General features: G+C 32.2%; 15 protein-coding genes. 4 read left to right on the forward strand and 11 right to left on the reverse strand.

Going from position 1 to position 21,674, the window contains the following annotated elements; translation table 4 throughout:
- Positions 1 to 22: 22 nt before the first annotated feature.
- The 3 genes from T416_RS0103270 to T416_RS0103280 are packed head-to-tail and all read right to left on the reverse strand — an operon-like array spanning position 23 to position 3,799.
- Entirely contained in the window at positions 23 to 1,069 is a 1,047-nt protein-coding gene (locus T416_RS0103270; RefSeq protein ID WP_169737249.1) for an iron ABC transporter permease, read from the reverse strand.
- 4 nt (positions 1,070 to 1,073) lie between these two features.
- A complete protein-coding gene (locus T416_RS0103275; protein ID WP_051676024.1) occupies positions 1,074 to 2,150 on the reverse strand; it encodes an iron chelate uptake ABC transporter family permease subunit in 1,077 nt (358 codons plus the stop codon).
- Between the two features lie 5 nt (positions 2,151 to 2,155).
- On the reverse strand, positions 2,156 to 3,799 hold the full coding sequence (locus T416_RS0103280; RefSeq protein ID WP_051676026.1) for a Vmc-like lipoprotein signal peptide domain-containing protein: 1,644 nt from the start codon (positions 3,797 to 3,799) through the stop codon (positions 2,156 to 2,158).
- Positions 3,800 to 4,054: 255 nt separating this feature from the next.
- On the opposite strand from T416_RS0103280, the gene T416_RS0103285 reads away from it, so the two are divergent.
- Entirely contained in the window at positions 4,055 to 6,532 is a 2,478-nt protein-coding gene (locus T416_RS0103285; protein ID WP_031489385.1) for a hypothetical protein, read from the forward strand.
- Between the two features lie 737 nt (positions 6,533 to 7,269).
- Positions 7,270 to 7,398: a Vmc-like lipoprotein signal peptide domain-containing protein gene (locus T416_RS04060; RefSeq protein WP_281169483.1), complete on the forward strand. Its 129-nt coding sequence runs from the start codon at positions 7,270 to 7,272 to the stop codon at positions 7,396 to 7,398.
- Positions 7,399 to 7,481: 83 nt separating this feature from the next.
- Here the strand turns inward: T416_RS04060 and T416_RS0103305 are convergent, their stop codons facing one another.
- Complete coding sequence (locus tag T416_RS0103305; RefSeq protein ID WP_031489388.1) at positions 7,482 to 9,026, reverse strand: hypothetical protein; 1,545 nt, start codon at positions 9,024 to 9,026, stop codon at positions 7,482 to 7,484.
- Between the two features lie 704 nt (positions 9,027 to 9,730).
- Between T416_RS0103305 and T416_RS03725 the strand changes: the two genes are divergently transcribed.
- Both T416_RS03725 and T416_RS0103320 read left to right on the forward strand, forming a co-directional pair.
- Positions 9,731 to 11,233, forward strand: coding sequence for a Vmc-like lipoprotein signal peptide domain-containing protein (locus tag T416_RS03725; protein WP_051676028.1), 1,503 nt, complete (start codon positions 9,731 to 9,733; stop codon positions 11,231 to 11,233).
- 84 nt (positions 11,234 to 11,317) lie between these two features.
- Entirely contained in the window at positions 11,318 to 11,641 is a 324-nt protein-coding gene (locus tag T416_RS0103320) for a Vmc-like lipoprotein signal peptide domain-containing protein (protein ID WP_031489391.1), read from the forward strand.
- 92 nt (positions 11,642 to 11,733) lie between these two features.
- Here T416_RS0103320 and T416_RS0103325 read toward each other — a convergent pair whose 3' ends face one another.
- The 7 genes from T416_RS0103325 to T416_RS0103355 form a co-directional block, all read right to left on the reverse strand.
- Positions 11,734 to 12,141 carry a hypothetical protein gene (locus T416_RS0103325; protein WP_031489392.1) on the reverse strand — a complete coding sequence of 136 codons (408 nt, stop codon included), beginning with the start codon at positions 12,139 to 12,141 and terminating at the stop codon, positions 11,734 to 11,736.
- A 14-nt stretch (positions 12,142 to 12,155) separates the two neighbouring features.
- The gene (gene rbfA / locus T416_RS0103330; RefSeq protein WP_031489393.1) at positions 12,156 to 12,515 is read right to left on the reverse strand and encodes a 30S ribosome-binding factor RbfA; all 360 of its coding nucleotides are present in this window, start codon (positions 12,513 to 12,515) and stop codon (positions 12,156 to 12,158) included.
- A gap of 4 nt (positions 12,516 to 12,519) precedes the next feature.
- Positions 12,520 to 14,367 (reverse strand): translation initiation factor IF-2, encoded by a 1,848-nt coding sequence (infB, locus tag T416_RS0103335; RefSeq protein WP_031489394.1) that lies wholly within the window; start codon positions 14,365 to 14,367, stop codon positions 12,520 to 12,522.
- 2 nt (positions 14,368 to 14,369) lie between these two features.
- Positions 14,370 to 14,624: a DUF448 domain-containing protein gene (locus T416_RS0103340; RefSeq protein ID WP_031489395.1), complete on the reverse strand. Its 255-nt coding sequence runs from the start codon at positions 14,622 to 14,624 to the stop codon at positions 14,370 to 14,372.
- Positions 14,625 to 14,626: 2 nt separating this feature from the next.
- Positions 14,627 to 16,027 (reverse strand): transcription termination factor NusA, encoded by a 1,401-nt coding sequence (nusA, locus tag T416_RS0103345; protein ID WP_031489396.1) that lies wholly within the window; start codon positions 16,025 to 16,027, stop codon positions 14,627 to 14,629.
- Between the two features lie 71 nt (positions 16,028 to 16,098).
- Positions 16,099 to 16,965 carry a tRNA 2-thiocytidine biosynthesis TtcA family protein gene (locus T416_RS0103350; RefSeq protein WP_084277183.1) on the reverse strand — a complete coding sequence of 289 codons (867 nt, stop codon included), beginning with the start codon at positions 16,963 to 16,965 and terminating at the stop codon, positions 16,099 to 16,101.
- Between the two features lies 1 nt (position 16,966).
- Positions 16,967 to 21,640, reverse strand: a complete 4,674-nt coding sequence (locus T416_RS0103355; protein ID WP_031489398.1) for an ABC transporter permease — start codon at positions 21,638 to 21,640, stop codon at positions 16,967 to 16,969.
- Positions 21,641 to 21,674 lie beyond the last annotated feature (34 nt).

Consider the following 21,674-nt stretch of genomic DNA (forward strand, 5'->3'; position numbering starts at 1 on the left):
TTTATGAAAAATGTTTATGAATCTAAATTTTTTTCTTTAAGGTAATCACAATAATGAAAAACGGAGCAACCAGAAGCGGTGTGACCATTGGTGTTTCAAACAAGAGATCTGTCCGGTTAAAAACGATGTTTTGAAGAATAAATTGACCAAATAGGAGAAACACAGTGTTCACAAGACCGCTATAAATCATTGATTGGTTGTTCTTTTTTCCAAAAAGCGAATATGCAATATTTGCGGATGCTATTCCAAGAAAAAGGATGTTTCCAGCAAGAATATATGCTACACCGGTAAGAATACCAGAGATCATAATCAACTCAAAGTTAATGCTTCGTACAGGAAGACCAAGTTGTTCCGCGACATATTTGTCAGTAATCACAATTCTAATCTTCGGACTTCTTATTAATAGTCAAAGAATAGAGACGGAAAAGAAGGATGCACCTACTGCTCATTCTACATCACTCTTCGTATCAAAACTCCCGACAAGTTGTCGGTCAAGAGTATTTACTGTCGTAAGACTTAGTTTGTTTCGAAGCGAAATTGCGAGAGCAATTGCGATGAAGTTAATAAACAAACCTGCAACGATTAACTTGGTATGGTTAAAATTGGTTTTGGTTTTAGCAAAATAGTAAAGAAAGATGGCGGCAACTGCCGAAGAAATGATAAATATGAATGGTAATAATTTATTAAATAGGGTCGCATTTTCTGGTACTTCAAAATTAAGACTAAAAGCAAGGAGAAGAAGACCAATAAGACAAACATTTCCAATCCCGATTGTTGATGTATCAATCAAGCGGTTGTTCGTTATTTGTTGAACATAGTAGGCTGATATCCCAAGACTAAAACCAGTAATGAAAAGTTGCAGAACAATTTTTCAGTTGGTATAAAAAAGAGATATAGTATCTAGGATGTTTCCTTGACGATTCCTTACACTAACGAAAAGGGTAAGAAACGATGCAAGAAGGGTAATGAGAGCAATTGTTACTCAAGAGATAATCACTTTCCGGTTTTTTACTATAGTAAAAAACATTTTTTTCTTTTTGCCATTATTAATTAAGGATGATGAATTCATATTGCTAGACATTCCTATTTTTATTCATTACGAAGAGCAAGACAAAGGCCGATAAAATAGCCATTAGGAAATTTTGACCAAATTGAAAATGAATCTGAAGGAAAAGGGCAAATTGAAGTAAGGAAAGAGTAAAGAGTGAACCTACTAGGAAAACAAAGAGTGGGGTATGTCGTCGAAATAAGTTTCTTACGACATTCGGCATTACTAATCCGATAAGAATTAACGGAGTGGTGATAACGATGGTACTAACGACCAGGATACCAGCTATGATGGCGACTGTCCAATAAATTACATTTGTTCTAATTCCAAGACTTTTTGCAAGCAGAAAATCCTTCTGCATAATTTTTAAACTCGGAATAAGACAAAGTAGTGTAATCATCGCAACAAGGACAATGCTTCCCGATGCATAAATTTTCACTCACTGATTGTTATAAACAAGTTCTCCAGTTCAGATAACAGCGGCATTCACATTTTTTGGATCGGTCACCGAAAGCACAATCCCAATGGCGGAAATTGAAGCGGAAATTGCGAAACCAATTAGTACTGGTTTGAAATTTTTAGTGTCATGCTGGTTCTGTCGTTGCAGTAAATAGTTAATTACTATGATGACACCTGTGAAGACGAAACCAATAATGTAGGTCATCCACCAACGATTCGGGAAAGCTATCAGAAAGGTGATATACGAAAGGATGGCAGCAGGAGTGAAACCTAAGGTTGAAGGACTTGAAAGTCGATTCCGAGTGGTAATTTGGACAGCATAACCAACAGATGGAATTGAAATGGAAAGTAGAATTTTTGCCACTACCGGATAAAAGATTCGAAGTATTTCTGACCGATCTTGAATTATGCTCTGAAAACTACGTCAATAAACTCATTCATACTGGTTTGTCTCTTGGTTAAAAAATTGATTCGGACTGTAAAGAATGTTCATAAAGAACATTAAGACAAAAAAACCAAAAACAAAAAACAGAACAAGAAAAATTCCAAGTGGTTTAGTTAAAAATGTTTTAACTTTAGAATGAAAAGCAAGGTACCTAGTATAGATACCTTTCTTTTCGTCGTTATGTTTGATTTGATACATTATTTTTATTTCTTAAATGCTCTAATGTTCATTGTTTGTTCTGGAGTGAATTTAGGAACACCAAGTTCAATTTCTTTGTGTTCTTGTCCTAATGATTGTTTATAGAACATATCAAGATAATTAATTGCTGTTTGTTGACCAATAAAACCATAAGAAGCATCATGTCATTGATCTTTTCTTACAATAAAGACATTCTTACCAACAACTGGTTTACCCTTTAATGCATTTGTAAATGGAAGTTTGCTCTTATTATTTTCATCATTAATAAATTTCGTTAGAGCATCTTCATATTCCTTCGCTAGTTTATCATTATTTGCTTTATCCTTACCTCATCCTTTAAGAAGGTATTGGTTGTAAGAATAAATCACATAGTCAGAAGTACCTTTAAAAGCATCAGAAATGTTCTTTGAGATTGTATCACCAATTTCACGACCATCACTAACAAGTGATTTTCCACCGATTCATCCATAGTCATCAACATACTTTTGAATGTCATTTAGGTGGGAAATTGGTTGAGGGAATAAAGCTCCAAGTCCTGGTGTTTCCGGGTCATCTTTTGATCCGTATAGTCCAGAGAAATAAACCGGTTGCATAATAAATGAACGACGTGTATTAACAAAACCATCACCGTTTTCAGCGAAGTTTGTATCAAGTGAAGCACCTGATCCTGGTTGTACATTAGGACTAAATACTAGTACTTTCTTATTATTTCAAGCTGTGTTTTCCTTCGCTCATGTAGCTACATTTGTACGAACTTTTTTTACATATGCACGAGCATATTCTTCGAAAGTATTAAAGTTTGTTTGACCATCAACATTCGCATTGTGGACAGGACTAAATTCCTTCGCATCGTATACTTTATCAAGCATCTTTGCTGTGAAAATAATACCTTCATAAGGGTCAGCAAGGAAAATAGGTGATCCAGCATGTGCGTCAACCTTATGCTCAAGATTCTTGTTTTCAGGACCGAATAATTCCTTTGGTGAGAAATAATACGGAGCTTTGCTCGGAATACTTGCGGTTCGTGATTGAGCAATTACCGCTCCAACGGCCTTACTTGTAACAAATTTTTCCGTTCCGCTAATGTTTCCCGCTGTCGTAACAAGAACACCAATTTGGTTTGCCTTTAGATCAGCTTCTTTTGGAGCTTTACCATTTCAAGACTTACTCTTACTTGGGTCATAATAACCTTCAAGGTAAGATGGAACAGCAACTTCCAGACTAGCATCGTTTCATTTATAGTGAATATAGTCAGGAGCAATACCGAAAGCATATAAAGCCTCTTCAGTTGTTAAAGAAGCACCTGTACGAAGGGTAGCTAATTTCGGTTGAGTTGTGTAAACCGATTTATCACCAATAAATTTATTTAGTCGTTCAGGAAAAGCTTCTACATCCTTTCTTCATTGACTTCTAAGTTCATTAATTTCACTAACAGTTGGTTGTCGATATTCTTGAACATACTTAGGAGAGACATGAACTTTTTCATTATTCCCTCCTTGGTTACCACCGGTACCACCGCTACCATTTTCTTTGCCACCTTTTTTACCTGATTCAGGACGGCAAGCGACTGCAATACTTGCGATTGTTCCAGCGATTGCGAATACTCCAAAAGAAAGCATAAGAGCTTTCTTTAATGTAGTTTTTTTCATAAAAACCTTTCTGTTTATATTTCTTAATATAAAGCTTGTAATTAATAGAAGATTAATTCTTCCTTTTATTACTACCACAACAAACCTTAAAAGTAAATTAGGAAAAATTATTTTTTTTAAAATTTTGCTTTTTAGAAGAATTTAATGATGACATAACATAAAAAAAGATAATAATATCTTTGTTTTGTACCGTTTTTGTTTCTCTTCATCTTTTAAGTGTATAATAACTAACTAAAAAGACTTGAGGTAAAAGTTATGAAAAAAAATAAGCATTTAATCCTAAGTACATTATTCGGTCTTGGTTCAATTATTATTTTTTCATGAACCATAACATCATGTACTAAGAAAACTGATTCGGAAACTGTTAGTCTAAGTTACTATGAAAAGAATAAAAACATCCTTATGAACACCTATCAAAAAGGGGTTTTTAGGGATAAATTAAATAGTCTTCTGCAACAAAAAGATAATGAACTTGAAAAAGTAAAAAAACTTAAAAAAGATGACCAAAACAAAAAAATAAAGCAAATGGTTGATGACTTCAATTACGAGTTTAATACTTTTGTAAATGAAACTTTTACAACTATGAACAATGCTTTAATCATTAGTTATCCCGACAAGGAAAATGTCTTTTATCTTGATGTACCATCAAGTTTAAAATCCACTGATTTAGAAATTAAAAATGATGAAAATCTCTCAATTATATTCGAACATATAACAAAAACTGACGAAGGAATTATTGTTAAATATAAACTAATGAAGGACGATATTCTTTCAAATCAAAGTTATCAATTTTTAATTAGTCGCGACCAGTTTAAGAGTGAACCTAAAATTGATTTTGATGAATTAAACAAAAACACAACCGTAACATACCACAATGCGAATAAAACCAGTTTTAAGGATGTGTCATTTAAACCAGATGCATATTCTTTAAAAAACGATGACCCTTCTGTTAAGGTAGAATTTATTAATGCATCATTAAATGAAAACGGAACTGCTATCGCTGTAAAATACAAGTTAAGTAAAAGAAAACAAGAATCTGGTATTTATACTTTTTATCTTAACCAGGATCTCTTCTTAAAGGAAGAAAAAAAGCAACATCTCCACCCTGAACCAAACTGAGATGAATTAAGTAAGCAAGTTGTTGTTACATACAAAAATTCAAATACTATCCCAATAATCGATGCGAAATTAAAAAAAGACTTTTATCTTTTTAATTCACCTAACAAGGAGATTCACTTTAACTTTATAGAAGCTATTCTTACCATCGGACCAAAGTCGTCATTAACCGTTATTTACACAATGGAAACAGATGGATACAGATCTAAAGAATATCGTTTTACTATTTCAGAGAAGGATTTCAAAAGCGAAGACGATGTAGCTTTTGAAGCTGCATCAAAAACGGTATCCGTTATATATATTAATAGTGAGCAAACCCTTTTCAGTGAAGCTTTAACTGATAAAAATCAATACAAGATATCATCTCCTGACTTTACTTTTACTCTTAAGATTGTGGATGTAAAGAAAGATGAAACTAATTTAAAAATTATCGTTTCATATAAGATGTCTAAATATGGTAAAGAATCGAAAATATTTACTTACGATATTCCTTCTAGCCAATTTAAACAGCAAATAAATAACGAACAAGAAAAAGAGTTTGATCAAGTCGCTCAATCTATTTCTGTATTCTACAAAAAATCAGATACTATCAAAATTACCGAAGCGGAATTAACAAATGAACATTTAAAGTACTTCTTTGATATAAAAGGAGAGTACGGGGAGCAATATGATGCTGTCTTTGAAAATGCAGTGTTAAATGAAAATCAAGACTCTATTGTTGTTTCATACCGTCTAAAAAAGAATGATGTTTACTCAAAAGTTTATACTTTTACTATCCCGAAAACCCAATTTAAGGATGAAAAAGCAATTAATTGAGACCAGTTTGTAACTAATCTAAAGGTCAGTTATAAAAATAGTAAAGATACATACTTCTATGTTGCTGATTTAAACAATAAGGATAATTTCCTCTTTACAGGCGAGGATGTTAGAACATCAATTGAATTCAAGAGTGCGAAATATATTGAGGTAAACGAGGGTGGAAAACTATTTGACCGTATCGAAGTATCTTATATTATTAAATTTGACCAATACTCATCAGAGATAAGAACTATTCAAATCCCTAACAAAAAATGAAAGAAGGTTGACTTCAAAAAGTTAAGAAAGACAATTACAATTAGTTATCCGGGTTCACAAGATACAACAATTAACGATGCTAAACTTGATGAAAAAAACTTCTTATTCTCAACAACTGATAAAAATTTAACATTACAATTTGTAGAGGCTAAAAAAGAACTTGACGGAAAAAGTATTAAGGTTCGAATCCGTCTTATCATTGGTAACCCAGAAACTTCTTTTAAGAAAACAGAAATTCATAAATTTACACTTCGATCAGATGAGTTTAAGGATGATCCTAATGTTATTGATTTTACACCAATCGACAGTAAAGTTACTGTCACATATAAAGATGCATCTACCACTCTATTTAGTGAAGCAAATTTAGAAGAACAGTCTTTTACTATTGATACTAAGGATATGGCGGTTACTGTTAAGTTTGTTAATGCAACTAGAAATGAAAAAAAAGGTGAAATTACTGTTAACTATATACTAATGAAAGATGGACGAGAATCTCCAGTAATCTCGAAAACGATTAGTAAAAAACTCTTTAAACAAGCTTAAAATTAAAAAAAACACTGATACTAAATCCAGGCAACTGGATTTTTTTAGTTATCCACATTATGTCTTTTTTTAAAATAAAAAATAATTTTCTAATTTTTCATAATTCTTGCGAATATATAAGCGGATATGTTTCTTCTTCTTCTTCTTTTGTTGACCACTCTTTATTCAATTTCTAAGCGATGATAACGTACTTTCAAATTCATTCCCTGATTTTATTATCAGAATTAAAGAACATCTTATCTATGTTGAAATTAAAAAATATCATAATGATATTGATGAAAATAAGACAAGTAGACTTTATGAAACTTATCTTCAATACATTAGAAATATCAAAGATCCTAATGTTAAATTAACCCTATGCATCTGTCTTGTTGAACTTAAAGACAGTAATGCAAATAAAGCTAGGAACATCTATTTCACGGGCGGCTCAACAATTAAAATTTACATAATTTACTGCAAAATAAATTAAATGAGGTTTCAATTCTCCATGACCAAATACGATCAAATGAATTTAGTAGTTTACGACAATTATTAGAAAAAATAAGTAAATATTAAAATCTTCAATATTTCTATTAATAAATGTACCTTAGATTCTACTTTTTCTAAATATTTCACTTTTTTTCAATCAAAAAAAAAAAAAAAAAAAAAAAAACGGTTAGCCTGGTTTATAAATAAAGCACTAAGAAATAGCTCCTTTTCTATTTTTCTTAGTGCTTTAAACATAAGGGAGAAATAAAATGTCAAAAAAAGTAAAGAAATTACTTATTGGTATTGGTTCTGTTGTAGCAATTGGTGCTGTTACCGCTGTGGTAGCTACAAGTTGTAGACCAACATTAGCTGATGCTTTAAATTCAATAAAAGTGTAAGTTAAATTAAACTATGCGGAACTAAAAAGACTAACCATTCATTAGTCTTTTTTTGTTCTCTTAGTAATTTAGAGACTTGTTGTTTAGGCTTTACCCTCACTTGTCGTCTTTTTCTTAGTTTTCTTTTTCTTCGGTTTGGTTTTATCGTTTTTCTTGTCCATTAATTCTTGTTGACGGAAGTCATCAATGTTTTTGCTCGAGTTTTCGTTAATTTCAACTAGGATAGGTCAAACATTCATAAAGTAAACATAAAGGTTCTTAATTCCTTTTGTTTTTAATTCTTCTTCAAAGTTCTTTAATACAATATTTTCTTCTGGAGAAAGTTGCGGTTTATTTTTCATTTCCTCGATGTCACTAACAAGTCGATAAAAATCGATAAAATTGTTTAAAGTCTCTTTTAATTGATTAATCTTTTTTCTTGTTTCATCAAAACTTTTTTTAATTAGAGTCCAAGCAGGATTATCACTCTTTGTACGTTTAACCTTACCTTCAGCTCGATTAAAACTTTTTTCAATTTTAGTTCGTAGAAAATTAATAATCTTATCGTAGATATCCTTCGCACTTGTTAAATCTTCATCCCGAAAATACGATAAATCTTTGTAAATGTTAAAGATTGCTTTGTGTTTGACCGGAAAATTGCTAAGGTTCTTAGAAGGGGTCAACGAAAAATGGTCAAGAGCAACTTCTTTATCCCCATCCTTAACCACTATTCTTGCAACTAAATCAACATCATTTCCATAATTAAAATAATCCTTACTAGAAGTGTAAAGAAGAGTTAAATGATGTTCATCCTTCATAACATCAGCTATAAGGTGTTCTTCGCTTTTTTCTTCATTATTCCGGTAATCTTTAATAACAAAATAAATCTTCGAGTCTTTTGTGTAGTTAATTACAGACGGATCAAGAGTCAACTTATAGTCGACCTTTAGGTTCTCGTGGTAAGTACTGTTTAAAACGACATCAGTTTTAATTGGTGGAAATTGATTTTTTGTACTATCGAGATTAATAGTTATACCGTTAACGGCTAAATCAGATAACTTCAATGAAGATAGACCATTGATATTTTCTAATGTGATGGAAACATTATTTGACATAACATCAATATCTTTCGTTACCTCTTTTTCATTAACAGTAAACTTTATCTGTGTTCCTGGTAAGAGTTGTTCCTTAAAAAGAAGATCGAATTGAACTTCGTTCGTTTTTCTATTTGATGGAACAATGGATACTAGAGTAACTGGATGTATAGTTTTTTCTTCTTCAGTCTCTTTCGTCTTATCATCACTCTTATTTATTAAAACTTCCGGTTCTTTTGGTGTCATCTCTTTTTTTGAATCAGGTGAAGGTTTAGCATCATTCGTTTGACCTTTTGAATCGGGTGAAGGAGTAACTTCATTGGTATGACCTGTTGAATCAGGTGAAGGAGCAACATCTTTGGTTTGACCTTTTGAATCGTTCTTTGTTTCTACATCGCCAACAGTTGGATTCGTTTTTGTTTCAGAGTTAGTATGCGTTCCTTTTTCATCTCGATCATTATTTTTACAACAGCTTAAAATAGTAACAAGGGGAATTGATAGACCAAGAAATGTACCAATTCCAATTAATAATTTCTTTTTACTATTTTTATGCATAATTAAGGTTCCTTTGTTGTAAAAATAATATATTGAAAATTATATACTAAAAGCATTTTCAGTACCTATCATACTATTTATATTATTAATATATAGATTATTCATTTACTATGCTCCCTTCTTTTGTCTTTAACTGAAAGAAAAAGAAAAAAAATGATCGCAAAATTACAAAAAGGGTAAAAATTATTGAATCTAGTGTTTAAAAGGATGCTATTTAACACTCTTTTCACCTTTTAAGAATTCCGTATTCAATCTCTTGTTTCATATTGAAAGAAAAAAAGGAGATACACTCCTTAATTCTCATACTTTCATTTATCAGAGTTAAAAGATGACCAAAAATCCTGAAGAAAATTTTGTTAAAAAATTTAAAAATTTTCAAATTCAGTTAACTCATCTATCAAATCAATTAGTTTTTATTGAAAAAATTAACTAAAAAAAGACGAAAAACTGTCGTATCATAACAAATCTCTTCCTAATTTTTAAGTTCTATACTACTATATTTTGAAATCAAAAAGTACTTAAAAGTACTAGTTAAAGGACAATAGAAAATGGTTTAATCAGTAAATAAAAATTCTTGTTCTAACTCTCTACATTCCGTTTCTGTATATGAACTTTAGTTCAAAAAAGAAAGTTAATTATAGAAACATCTTCAATTTAAAAAAACAATAAGTATATAAACGATATTTAGATAAGGATAAATCTTTATGACGACAAAGAAAAAACAAAAGATATTATTTAGTTTTCTAGGAACACTTGCTGTCTCAGCATCGATTGCTGCAGTCGCGGTCGCTTGCCGACCTGAATCGGATAACAAAGGGGGCAATACCGGAGGAACTGATACTGGTAATAATCTTGGAAAACCTAAGGTTCCTAAAAATCCAGAGTCACCAGAAAAACCTAAGACTCCTGAAAGTCCAAAGGTACCCGAAACTCCTAAAAAACCGGAAGATGGTAAAAAGAATCCTGAAAGTCCAGACAAGGATAAGACACCTGGAGGGGATGCTAAGACACCTGAAAAAGGTAAAGATGAAAAGAATCCAGAAGTTGGAAAAGAGAAGAAACCTGAAACCAGTCCTAAAGATAGTCCTGAAAAGAAAAAAGAAATTATTCCAGGACTTAAATTAACTCCTGGAATTAAGAAGATCACAACACCTGTTACAACTATTTATCCTAATGTCTCAAGTACCACATATTCAGGTTTAATTGCTATTCCTAAGGAATATCACACAAATGAAGACATAGACCAAATCAAGAACAATCCAAATAATTACAGTGTTTCAATAAAAGTTGTCTTTGAAGATAAGACAGAAAAAGAAGGAATTTCATTCCCATCACCTTTTGGTGGTTATACCTTTATTATTAATCGATTAAAAGAAAATACCGATTATAAAATTAAGGAAATTTATTGAAACGATAAAAAGTTAAACCTAAAAGTAAATGAAAGCTTACTAAGTTTCCACACAGCGAAAGATGAAACAGCAACCATTACTCCAACACTTGTCGAAAAAGTTAAATATAGCGAGGAATTCAATGGTAAAAAAAGTAAATTCGTTGGTTTTACTTTTAATTCACTATTAAGTGTCGGTAGTAAAGTTAAATTTACTGTAAACAATAAAGAATATACTAAAACCATTCAAACCCAAGGTGATGGGTTTGATAATCGACGTATTCTATGAGTTGAACTAGATGATAGCTCTCTAACAGCTAAAAAAGAATATACCGTATCTAACTTAACAATCAATGACAAAAAGGTTGATTTAGATGGTACCCTTCTTTACAAAATGAAGGATGTAGCAACAGCAGCTGATTCAATTTTTACCATTGATAAATATGACGAAAGTGTCATTAATGGTTATTGAAAGTTTATTCTTGAAAAACCAGTTGAAACTCCACCTGTTCCCAACGATGTAAAACTAGTTAATATTGATTCGAAATCTTTTGGTCTTTCAATTCTCTTCGACAAAATTTTAAAACACACTGATAAAGTGACAGTTAAATTGAAAAACCATGACGAAGTTATTGAATTTAATCAAGAAGGTAAGAGCGAAGACGCTTTAGTCAAAGGTGGTTACTTCGTCTTCAGCAACCTTAACCCAGGTACAGAATACGAAATTGAGTACATTAAACTTAATGGAACCGATTTAGATCTTGAAAAGATTAAAGACGGTAAATACTCAACAAAAGCTAGTGAGAAAAAAGATAATTAATGTGATTATCTAAAATATCAAATTAGTTTCTCATCTTATTTCTAATATAATTTACTTCGTAGTTAAGTAATATAGAAGTAAATGATGAAGAAAAGCAAAAAGATATTAATTACGATGCTTTCAATTGCTCTTGTTTCCATACCAATCGCAATTGTCACTGTTTCTTGTGTTCCAAGAAATTCTTTAGAACGTCTAGATGATTTAGAATCAAGCTTAAACAAAAGAATACGAGCTTCAACTAAAATTCCTGAACCTGAGAAGGAAAAAATTATTAAACAATATAAACCTTCTTTTAAAACAATTAGAAATGGAATTCTACATGCAAAAGACCGAAGTCATTGTGAGCGAGTCATCGAGTTAATGGATCAATTAGAAGAAGCAATTAATGTCTTGTTTCAACGAATCTAAAAATAAAAAAGTCCCAAACGGACTTTTTTTTCTTTGTAGACCTAAGAACTTCTCTACAAGATAAAGAAAAAAGTCATTCCTAGATGACTTTGCTAAATAAAGATATGGATACTAACTACTAAGGAGATTGAAATCATCATTAAGATAAAAGAAAGAGAAAGGAGAAACCACGTCATAATGTGAAACGAAGTACTGGTATAAACTCCGTTAATTCCAGTAATCCAACAACTAATTAGGAAAGCGAGTGGAAAGAAGGATACACCTAGTCCGACATATATAACAATCTGTGTTGCTTTTACTAAATCGCTTTTTGTACTAACGATATAAGTTCCAATTTGGTCGAGATTTTTTGATTGGAGAAAATGAAAAGACAATCCAAGTCCTAATGAGAAAAGGAAAATAAGATGACCAATAATCAACCACGAGACAAGAACTCCTCTTCGACTTCTTAAATGACGTTCAAGACTATAATAGTCTTTATGCTTCACTTTCTTCTTCATTTCACTAACCATAGCTATTTGTCTTGGTTTTCTTTCTTTTTAATTTCTTTAAATAAATTTTCGATATTAATCGCATAGTCAATCGTTTCATCAATGACGAATCGAAGTTCAGGCACTTTATATCCTTTTCATTTACTTGCGACATTAGATCTAAGAAGACCTTGGATCTTATTTAGAGCTTCAAGAGTAAGATTGGTCTTTTTCCGGTCTGTTGTATCGAAAAAAACTTTAGCGACAGAAAGATCGTTTGAAAGTCGAACGGTTGTGATACGAGCTTGTTTTGCGATTTTGTCATTGACATGGAAAGTCAAAGTCTCATTAATCACATCCATGATTAATGATTCCATCCTACCTATTTTTACATCAGAAGCCATAGCTTTAATTTACCTCATCTATTTTTTGCTCTTTTTTAACATAACATTCAATAACGTCATTTTCTTTTATGTCGTTAAAGTTAAAAATCGTCAATCCGCATTCATTTCCGTGTTGCACTTCGGTTGTTGGATTTTTTTGTTGTTGTAGTGTATTTATTTTACTTGAATAAATAACAACCCCATCACGGATAATCCGAGCAAGGGCATTCCGTTTAATTTTTCCGCTATTAACCTTACATCCACAAATGGTACCTATTTGTGAGTGTTTTCAAATTTTAAGAACGGTTGCCTCACCAATTACTTCTTCAACAATGATTGGATCAAGACTACCTTTCAATCATTTAAGCAGATCTTCTTTAAAGTGGTAAATAACATCATATGTCATAATGTCAACATTAGAACTTTCTGAAAAGTCCTTGATTGTTCGACTTGGTCGAACATTAAAACCAATGATGATGGCATTTGATGTTTGAGCTAAAAGCACATCACTCTCAGATATACCACCGACAGCAGATCTTACGATAGTACAGTTAGCACCATCAACTTCAACTTGGGAAGCAATTGCTTTCAGTGCTTCGAGTGAACCTTGAACATCTGCTTTAATAATGATGTTAATATTCTTTAGTTCACCGTCTAAAATCTTTTGTTTTAGGTCGTTAGAGACGATTGCAGCACGTTCAAGTCTAAGGTGTTTTTGTTTCACTTCGTTCGCAATCATCTTAGCTTGTTTTTCATCACTAAGAGCAAGGAACTTATCCCCGGCCGCCGCAACTTCAAGAAGACCAGTAATTTTTACTGGTTTTGAAGGTGGAGCGATATCGACTTCCTTGTTTTGCTCGTCAAACATATTTCTTATTTTTCCGTATGTTTTACCAACAACTAGGTAGTCACCTTTTTTTAGAGTACCATTTTGCACAAGTAAGGTAGCAATAGGACCAAGACCTTTGTCTAGATTAGCCTCAATTGTTGTTCCAAAAGCAAGACGGTTCGGGTTCGCTTTGTAGTTATTTAATTCAGCGACAAGAAGGATACCATCAAGTAGTTCGTCAATTCCTTCATTCTTTAAAGCACTACCTTTGATAAACATCGTGTCCCCACCAAGCTCTTCAGCATTAATATTTTTACCAGAAAGTTGAGTCATCACACGCATTGGGTCAGCTTCATATTTATCCATTTTATTAATAAAGACAATGATGGGAACTCCAGCTGCTTTCGCATGATCAATTGCTTCTTCGGTCTGCATTTTAATACCATCGTCAGCTGCTACAACAAGGACAACAATGTCAGTTAAATTCGCACCACGTGCTCGCATTTCTGTGAATGCTTCGTGTCCTGGTGTGTCAATAAAGGTAATTGGTTTATCATTTTTAACAACTTGGTAAGCTCCGATATGTTGAGTAATACCACCAGCTTCGCCGCTCGTTACACTTGTTTTTCGAATGGTATCTAGCAGGGTAGTCTTCCCATGATCAACGTGTCCCATAATTGTTACGATAGGTGCTCTCGGAGAAAGGTCTTCTTCCTTATCATCAAAACTGATATTTTCAAGAAGGTTTTCTTGAGTAATGTTTTTTTCAATCTTAAAATCAAGATCGTATTCAAGACAAAGTTCCCCAATTTGTTCTTCGTTTAAAATAGTGTTTAAGTTATATGCAATCCCTTTTTTAAAGAAACGCATAATGATTTCATTAGGATTCTTGTTCAGTTTAGGAGCAAGTTCTGCGATGGTTAGTGGACTTGTGAAAATAAAGGTATCATTAAATACTCCGACATCCACTTTTTTTAGTTGCTTCTTGAGATCAATTCCCTTACGATTATCGTTTTTAATCTTATTATTTACTTTTTTTGCCATGCTTACTCCTTTGTTTTAACTAATTCTGTTAAGATTCGTTGACATTCATCAGTGTTCACTATTTTAAAGATACTACAAATCTTCCGGTAGACTTTCATGATATTTATCTCATCATTAATTTTTAGGTAGTATCCACGACCTTTTTGATTATTAAGAATGAAAGTGTGATCTACAATGATAAACCTTACCAACTCGTTCTTCTGGTGTCGTTGTCGACTAAAAAAACAAGTCCGGTAGACAGGTTGTTTTTGATTCAAAATTAATCTTCCTTCTTCGTAATGAAGTGCTCAAATCCTTCGATCACTTCAAATTCTTCTTTCGTATCATCAAGAGTATTAGTAGAAGTTGATGTATTATTATTCGAATCATCACTTTCTTTTTTTGAGAAACTAAAAGTCTTATCAATCTCACCTTCAAGATCTTTAACTTCATTCTTAAGTTCCGAAATAACAGCAAGCATTTCATCGTTTGTCAAGTTTTTCTTGTTAATCGATTCCATCTGCATATTTTTTAACACTTTCATATCAAACGGTCGGTATTGAAGACCTTCCATACGAGCTTCTTTTTCCGTTTTAACATCAATGTTATATCCGGTCATTTTAGCCGTTAACTTAATCCCTGAACCACCGCGACCAATGATTGCTGGTAAATCGTGTTGACCAACAATGACAGTAACATTCTTGTAACCCTTTTCCTCATTATTATTAAAAATAAAACCCTTAATACGATCAATCCCAATGCAGTTCGCAATTAGGACTTTTTCATCACTTGAGTATTTAACAATATCAATTCGTTCGTTATTTAATTGACTAGAAATATTATTAATGATAGCACCATGGAATCCAATGATTGAAGAAACAGGGTCAATTGCTGGATTAATCGAATCGACAGCGATTTTTGTTCTTACACCCGGGATTCGCTCAATTAATTTAATCTGTACGATACCATCACGTACATCAATGACTTCTTTTTTAATAATTTCAATAACTACTGCTTTATCGGTTCTTGAAAGAACAATGGGGAAGCTTTTACTACCTTCTTTTAATTCTTTAAGATAAAAAGGATAAGTTTGGTTAACCTTTAATTTTTCAGTACCAATCATTTCCTTTGATGGTAAAAAACCAATTGATTTTAAATCATCATCAAACTCAACCTTAACACCAGAAACATGGTTGTTTCGTTCCATTACTTCAATTACTTTACCATACACGATGGTATTTAGTTTATCAGCTCATTGAATAAGGATTTTACTATTCTTTAATTCGGCAATTTTTTGCTTAAAATACTGAATAATTTGATTAACTTGTGAGCGTTCGAAGTTGCTAATGTCATAAGGGACAAGTAGCTCATCCCCTATTTTTACATCCTTATTAATCATCTTTGCTTCAGAGATTGTTTTTTCAACGAAGTCGTCGTATCCTGTTTCAAGTGAGTCGTCGTTCTTTCTTTCATCTTCGACCACTTTGTAAATTTGGTAACAACTAATCGTACCTTTTTTCTCATCAACAATAGTTGTAAAGTTAGTGTCAGGACGGTGTTTTAAATATGCTTTAGTAAAAGCTTCACTAATAATACTCTTGACACTTTCAATCGGAAGGTCGTTCGTAGCGGCAACAGTATTAATTAATTCAACTAAATCAGCTGGATTAAATATGGACATTTATGTTCCTTTCGTATTTATATGCAGTACTATCTTTAAATTTTATCACATATCATTATTAAACATGTTGATTATTCAAAATCAGAAATGTCATCGAGCATCATTTTTTCTTCATCACTCTTCTTTTCTTTTTCCATATATTTAATTTTCGTATTGTTAATTTCCTTTATATTAAAATCAAGAATAGAATCATCTTCGCTCTTAAATCAAAGGTCAAATTCCTTGCTATTTAAGAGTGAAGTAAGGAAATTATGATAACTATTTTTAAACTTTGGATTATGATAAAAATTACTATCTAGAAAATCCTTCATGTAATCTCGTGTTGTAAATCCCTCCATAGGACATCCGCATGGAACAATTGGCATATCCGGAAGTTGTCTAGAAGCGGATATGATGTCTTTTTCACGTACCAGGATAAGCGGACGAATAAAGGTAATTCCCATACGATCTAGGTACATTTTTGGTTTAAAAGTCGCGATTCTTCCTTCGTTTACCATGTTCATAAAAAGAGTCTCAATAGCATCATCTGCATGATGACCCATCGCAACTTTATTACATCCATATTTTTTAGCCTCTTCAATTAAGATGGCTTTCTTCATTTTCGAACAAAGGGAACATTGGATTTTCCCCTTCTTCATTTGGTTACGGAGAATATCACCCATCTCAGTATCCCTTAGAATAAAGGTAATATTGTGTTCCTTAAAAAAATTAATAATAGGGTCGTAATCAATGTGACAAAGATTCATCTTTAAGTGAATCCCAATCACTTCAATGTCCCAATTTAAGTATTTTTTAACAATGTCTCTGACTTTTGAAAGACAAAAAAGGAGCGACATACTATCTTTTCCACCAGAAACACCGACAGCAATTTTATCGTTGTTTTCAATTAGATGAAAAAGCTTATTAGCTTTAAGGATGTTTCCAATCAAGGTTCTCATATTAATACCTCTTTGAAGCGTTTGCGATATCCATTTTCTTCATTAAATATAATGAATATAAATAAATCATAAGAAGGAGAATGAAAATGGCACCGATAATAATCAGGAAGTGCCAGAAAGCAATTCCCGATGTCACAAGCACACCTAGGGAGTTAAAAATAACTTCAATAAAAGCATTTGAAACTCCATAAACAATCGGGATGGAAAGAAGGAACCCGATGATGAACGGAGGGATTAACTGAGTAATAAGGAGTCAAGCAGTTTTTCCATCCTTATAACCTAAATTCTTAAGGAGAGCCATTACTTTTAGAATGTCAAATAGTGAGTTTGTTGTAAGAAGGATAACTACCATTAAAGTAATTGCGAGAATGATGATGATAACCGTTGTCTCAACCTTCGTAATGGTACGGTTCGCAGTATCAAGGATAGCAAATAGAATATCAACAGCTTCAACATTTTTTAATACAGAAAGGTAAGTGTCTTTGCCGTATTTCATAACAAGTCTGTCAATGACTTGACTTGCAGCTTTTTTTACCTGTTCAATATTTAACCGATCATATTTCAAGGAGGCACGTAGGGCATTAAACGAAGTAAAACCAAGGGCAAAAGCAAGATGATCTTGGGATGATTTAAGACCAAATCGAACATCTTTTGGATCAATTTTGCCATCAATTTGTTCGTCATAGATAAGTACATTCGAAATTAAATTAAGTGTCGCCTCATCCTTCTTTCAAGATTCAGATACGGGATAGAGACCGGATGGACTATAAATAGTTGTTAATCTTGTTAGAATTTCAGGGTTCTTCTTACTTGTAAGAATACCATTAAAAGCTCCCTTAAATTGACGATATTTAGTGTTGGTCGTGCTTGTATTTTCGTTTAAATCAAGAATTTTTCGTGCATCTTCGATGCTAATGTAGATTTCAGGAGTCTGATATGTATCTGAAATTGCGATAACTTTTAACTTTGTAACTCGGTTGTTTTTGGTTTCATAACGATTTTTGGTGTTCTTCGCAATAATTTCAATTTGATCACCAATAACAAGATGATATTTCTTTGCTGCATTTTGGTTGATAATAATACCATTTTCATTATCAAATAAAAGACTATTGATTTTTTTGCTATGACTATAAAGGTCAATAAGACGACTATTTTCAATGATTCCAGTAAGTTTAAGCGATGTAGGATTAACCAACGGAGTGTTATTAACACTAATTAAATCAGAATCAATTCAAATATATGGTTCATCGAAACCAATATTTTTATTCGCATCTTTCTCGTTTCCATAATCAAGCGGAACTGCGTTAAAGAGAACTCCACTCCAAACATCAATGTAGTCACGACTACTTGATGGAAAACTTAGAAGAAGTAGATTAATAAATTGATCACTAATTCGGGTAGCGAAGGCAGATGACTTCGCATTTGTCGCTCGATTCGAATCAATCGCATATGACTCTTGAACAAAGTCTTTTCTAAAGGTAATCGTCTTCTTTTCCTTTTTGTTGGTAACGGTAAATATATTATTAGCAATACTAGTTACAAAAAGGTCAGTTAAATCATCATATGGTAACTGGTGCTTGATTTGATTATCGTCGATAAATGTTAGTTCGTTATTAAGAGCATGATGAGCAATAAATAAACGAACATTAAAGATATTGCTAGGTTCTTTAAGAACGAAGTCTCCATCCTTCTTTGGAGTTAAAAACATATGACGAAGATAACTACTGAAAGTGATGACGTTTTGGTCATTGGAATTTTCTTTTTTAAAGATGGTGTCAATAAGACGATCTTGACCATATTGAAGAATTTCAAGATCGTTTTTTTCAATATAGATGTTTCCCATATAGTGTGAATTGCCATCCAGTGTATTTAGAAAATCAAGAGGAATATCGCTAGTTTTTCAGCGATTTTCTTGCTTATCAAAACTATATAAGACAGTAAATTCATTGACATTATATTCTTCATCAAAAACACGTATATAAAGCTTATAAAAAGCTCTGTTTCGATCAAGTTCTTTATCGTTTATATTTTTGATTCTTCGCTCTAGGAGCTGTTCTAATTCATTTTTTGTTTTAAATTGAGAATCATCACGAATGTTATTAATTGCTAAAATTTCATATGCTTTTCTAGCGATATCCTTTTTTGGATTATTCTCCTTTGGACGGTCGGTAAAGATGGTGTGGTCGTTAACGATTCTTGTCGCTCATTTACGATAGAAAGTATTAATGTTTTGAAGGGTATTTTCAGGAATTAGTGCTTTAGTAATTGATCATGGATTAGTTGAGGATGAAAGACTATCTTTAATTCCGAAACTAAAATCAAGAAACTGTTTTACCTGAAATGCATTCGCTATGTATCTTAGGTTATTGTTCTTAATGTCGTTGTCCTTCGCACCGGTAAATTTAACATTGGCATACTGACTAAAAAGCGACTTAGTTACCAGATGCATATAATCAGTATTTCGGTAATCCTGATCAATATTAAATTCTTTACCTTGTTTATCCTTATAGTTAATCGTATGCCCTATTGTTTCAGGAGTGATTGCATAATATTGTCCACCAGCATTGCTTGGAGTTGTTAATTCAATCGCATACTTATATTTTTTACTAAGGAGAGTAAGGTTCGTTGACTCATCAATCTTATTTCGGGTAGTGGTTAGAAAAACAATTAAACCAAGTGAGAGAGCGGTCATTGATCCAAGAATCGCTATCTTCGTTAGACTGCCAAATGCAGATGTAATCATATACTTATTAATCCCTGAAGCATATGGGAAAAACTTCTTAAAGAAGATTGCGACCTTTGATGGTTTATGTTCTTTAAATCCACTCATAAGAGCAAGCGGAGAATTTCGGAGAGCGAAGTAACCCATCACAAAAATTATGATGAAAAGAATACTAAACGGGACAATGATGCTCGATATTAAATAACCAAAATTAAATGGAGCAAAGTTCGTTGGAATTTGTCAGTAGTCCTTGATTAAATCAAGCAATGCACTTTGCGAATAAAAAGAAGCAATTGATCCTAAAACACCACCGATGACACTTGGGACAAGGCCAATTAGCGAGAAACTTAAAATTATTTTGTATTTATTAACACCATTTGCGATTAGTGTACCAATCTTCGCTTTGTTTTGATTAATGAATCGTCTTACAATAATAAAAACAACGAAAACAGAAAGGATTGAAATAAAGGTAATAATGATATAAGTAAAGGTACTTATAGAAATTGTAATTTTCTTAACAAAAATAATCCGTAGTGGACTCGGAGTAATTCGGTTATTAGTATCTTCCTTCTCAAAAGCAACATCAAAATTAAGTGGTCAATTCATTAGCGATTTGCTTTTAACTTCATTATTAATATTATTAATTAATTCTTTAATCTCCTTAGCACTAACACCTGAACCATCAATATTAGATAAACGGAGCTGCAAATTCTTTTCAATCGGATTTGATCTAAATCCATCGAAGATTCTTGAAAAACCGTTGTGGTTGACATAAACAAGAGTTTCGCGCTTCGGATTTGGAATAACCGATTCAAAACTAATAATAGGATACATATAATCAGGGGTAATACTTGACCCTAAAATAAGAAAAGGAGTGCTATCAATATAAACCTTATATTGATCATCAATATCGTTAAATCAGTTCTCATATTGTTTCTGATCAGTTTTTCTTGAAAGAAATGTTTGGTATTCATTAATGTCATAAACCTTCTTATTGTTCGTAAGAAGAAATTCCGGTGGAACAACCGCCGTATAACTTGAGTAGATGTCAAAGTAAACAGGAATAATAACACCTGATCGGTTAAAACTAATCGTCATTCGATGATCCTTAATGACAAGACTTGTCTCACCATTAATTTTTATTAAATCCTTGTTCGGGTAGAGTATCAGCAGCATTTGACGACTAACATCAATTAAATCGGTCGCGGTTCTTGCTTCAAGTCCTTGAATATTCGGGAATAACGGATCATAGTCGGGATTTGCTTTTAGATGACCGTATGCTGTCTTAAAATTTAGATAATAAGGATCTTCGGTATTATCCCAACGACCAAGGAAAATGTGCTCTAGGAGCACTCGTCGTGCATTAATCCGTTCGGAATTTACACTCTCATTGTCCTTTTTTTCATTATTACCTATTAAGTCATAAATAACTTTATTACTATTAAAAGGATCGTTTAAATGAGTAACTAAATCAGATTCAAGATTGTTTTTGGATAACTTAATTAAAGAAGGAATATCATAATCAGCTCAACCAACATCTTTTAACTTACCATTAAGAGTGCTTTCAAGCGTATTAATTTTTCTCGTAACATCATAATCAATTACCTTATAGGTAAAGTTACTAGTTGAGGAGTTAACAAGCAAAGAAGTATCATTTGAATAATCAAGAATCTTGTTTTGCTTTAAGTAAAAAGTCTTAAGTTGATCAAGATAATTGTAAAATTTCTTTTGATTAATTGCTCTTTTATCATCAGCATATGACTCGTTAACCGTAATGTGATGTAACTTTTGTTCTGTCACTAATTTTTCGAAACTACTTGTTAGTGTTCGTGATAAATTAGTTAAACCACTAAAGCTAAATATACTTACAAACAAAAGGATGGATAAAGCGATGAAGCTCCCTTTGTTTTTCATTAGATAACGGTATATGCTTTTTAGTAGTTTTCTAAACATATACTCTTTTCGGTAAATAATAGTAGATTATATA

This window comes from Ureaplasma canigenitalium ATCC 51252 (genome assembly GCF_000712165.1).
In the GTDB taxonomy this organism is placed as follows: domain Bacteria; phylum Bacillota_I; class Bacilli_A; order Mycoplasmatales; family Mycoplasmoidaceae; genus Ureaplasma; species Ureaplasma canigenitalium.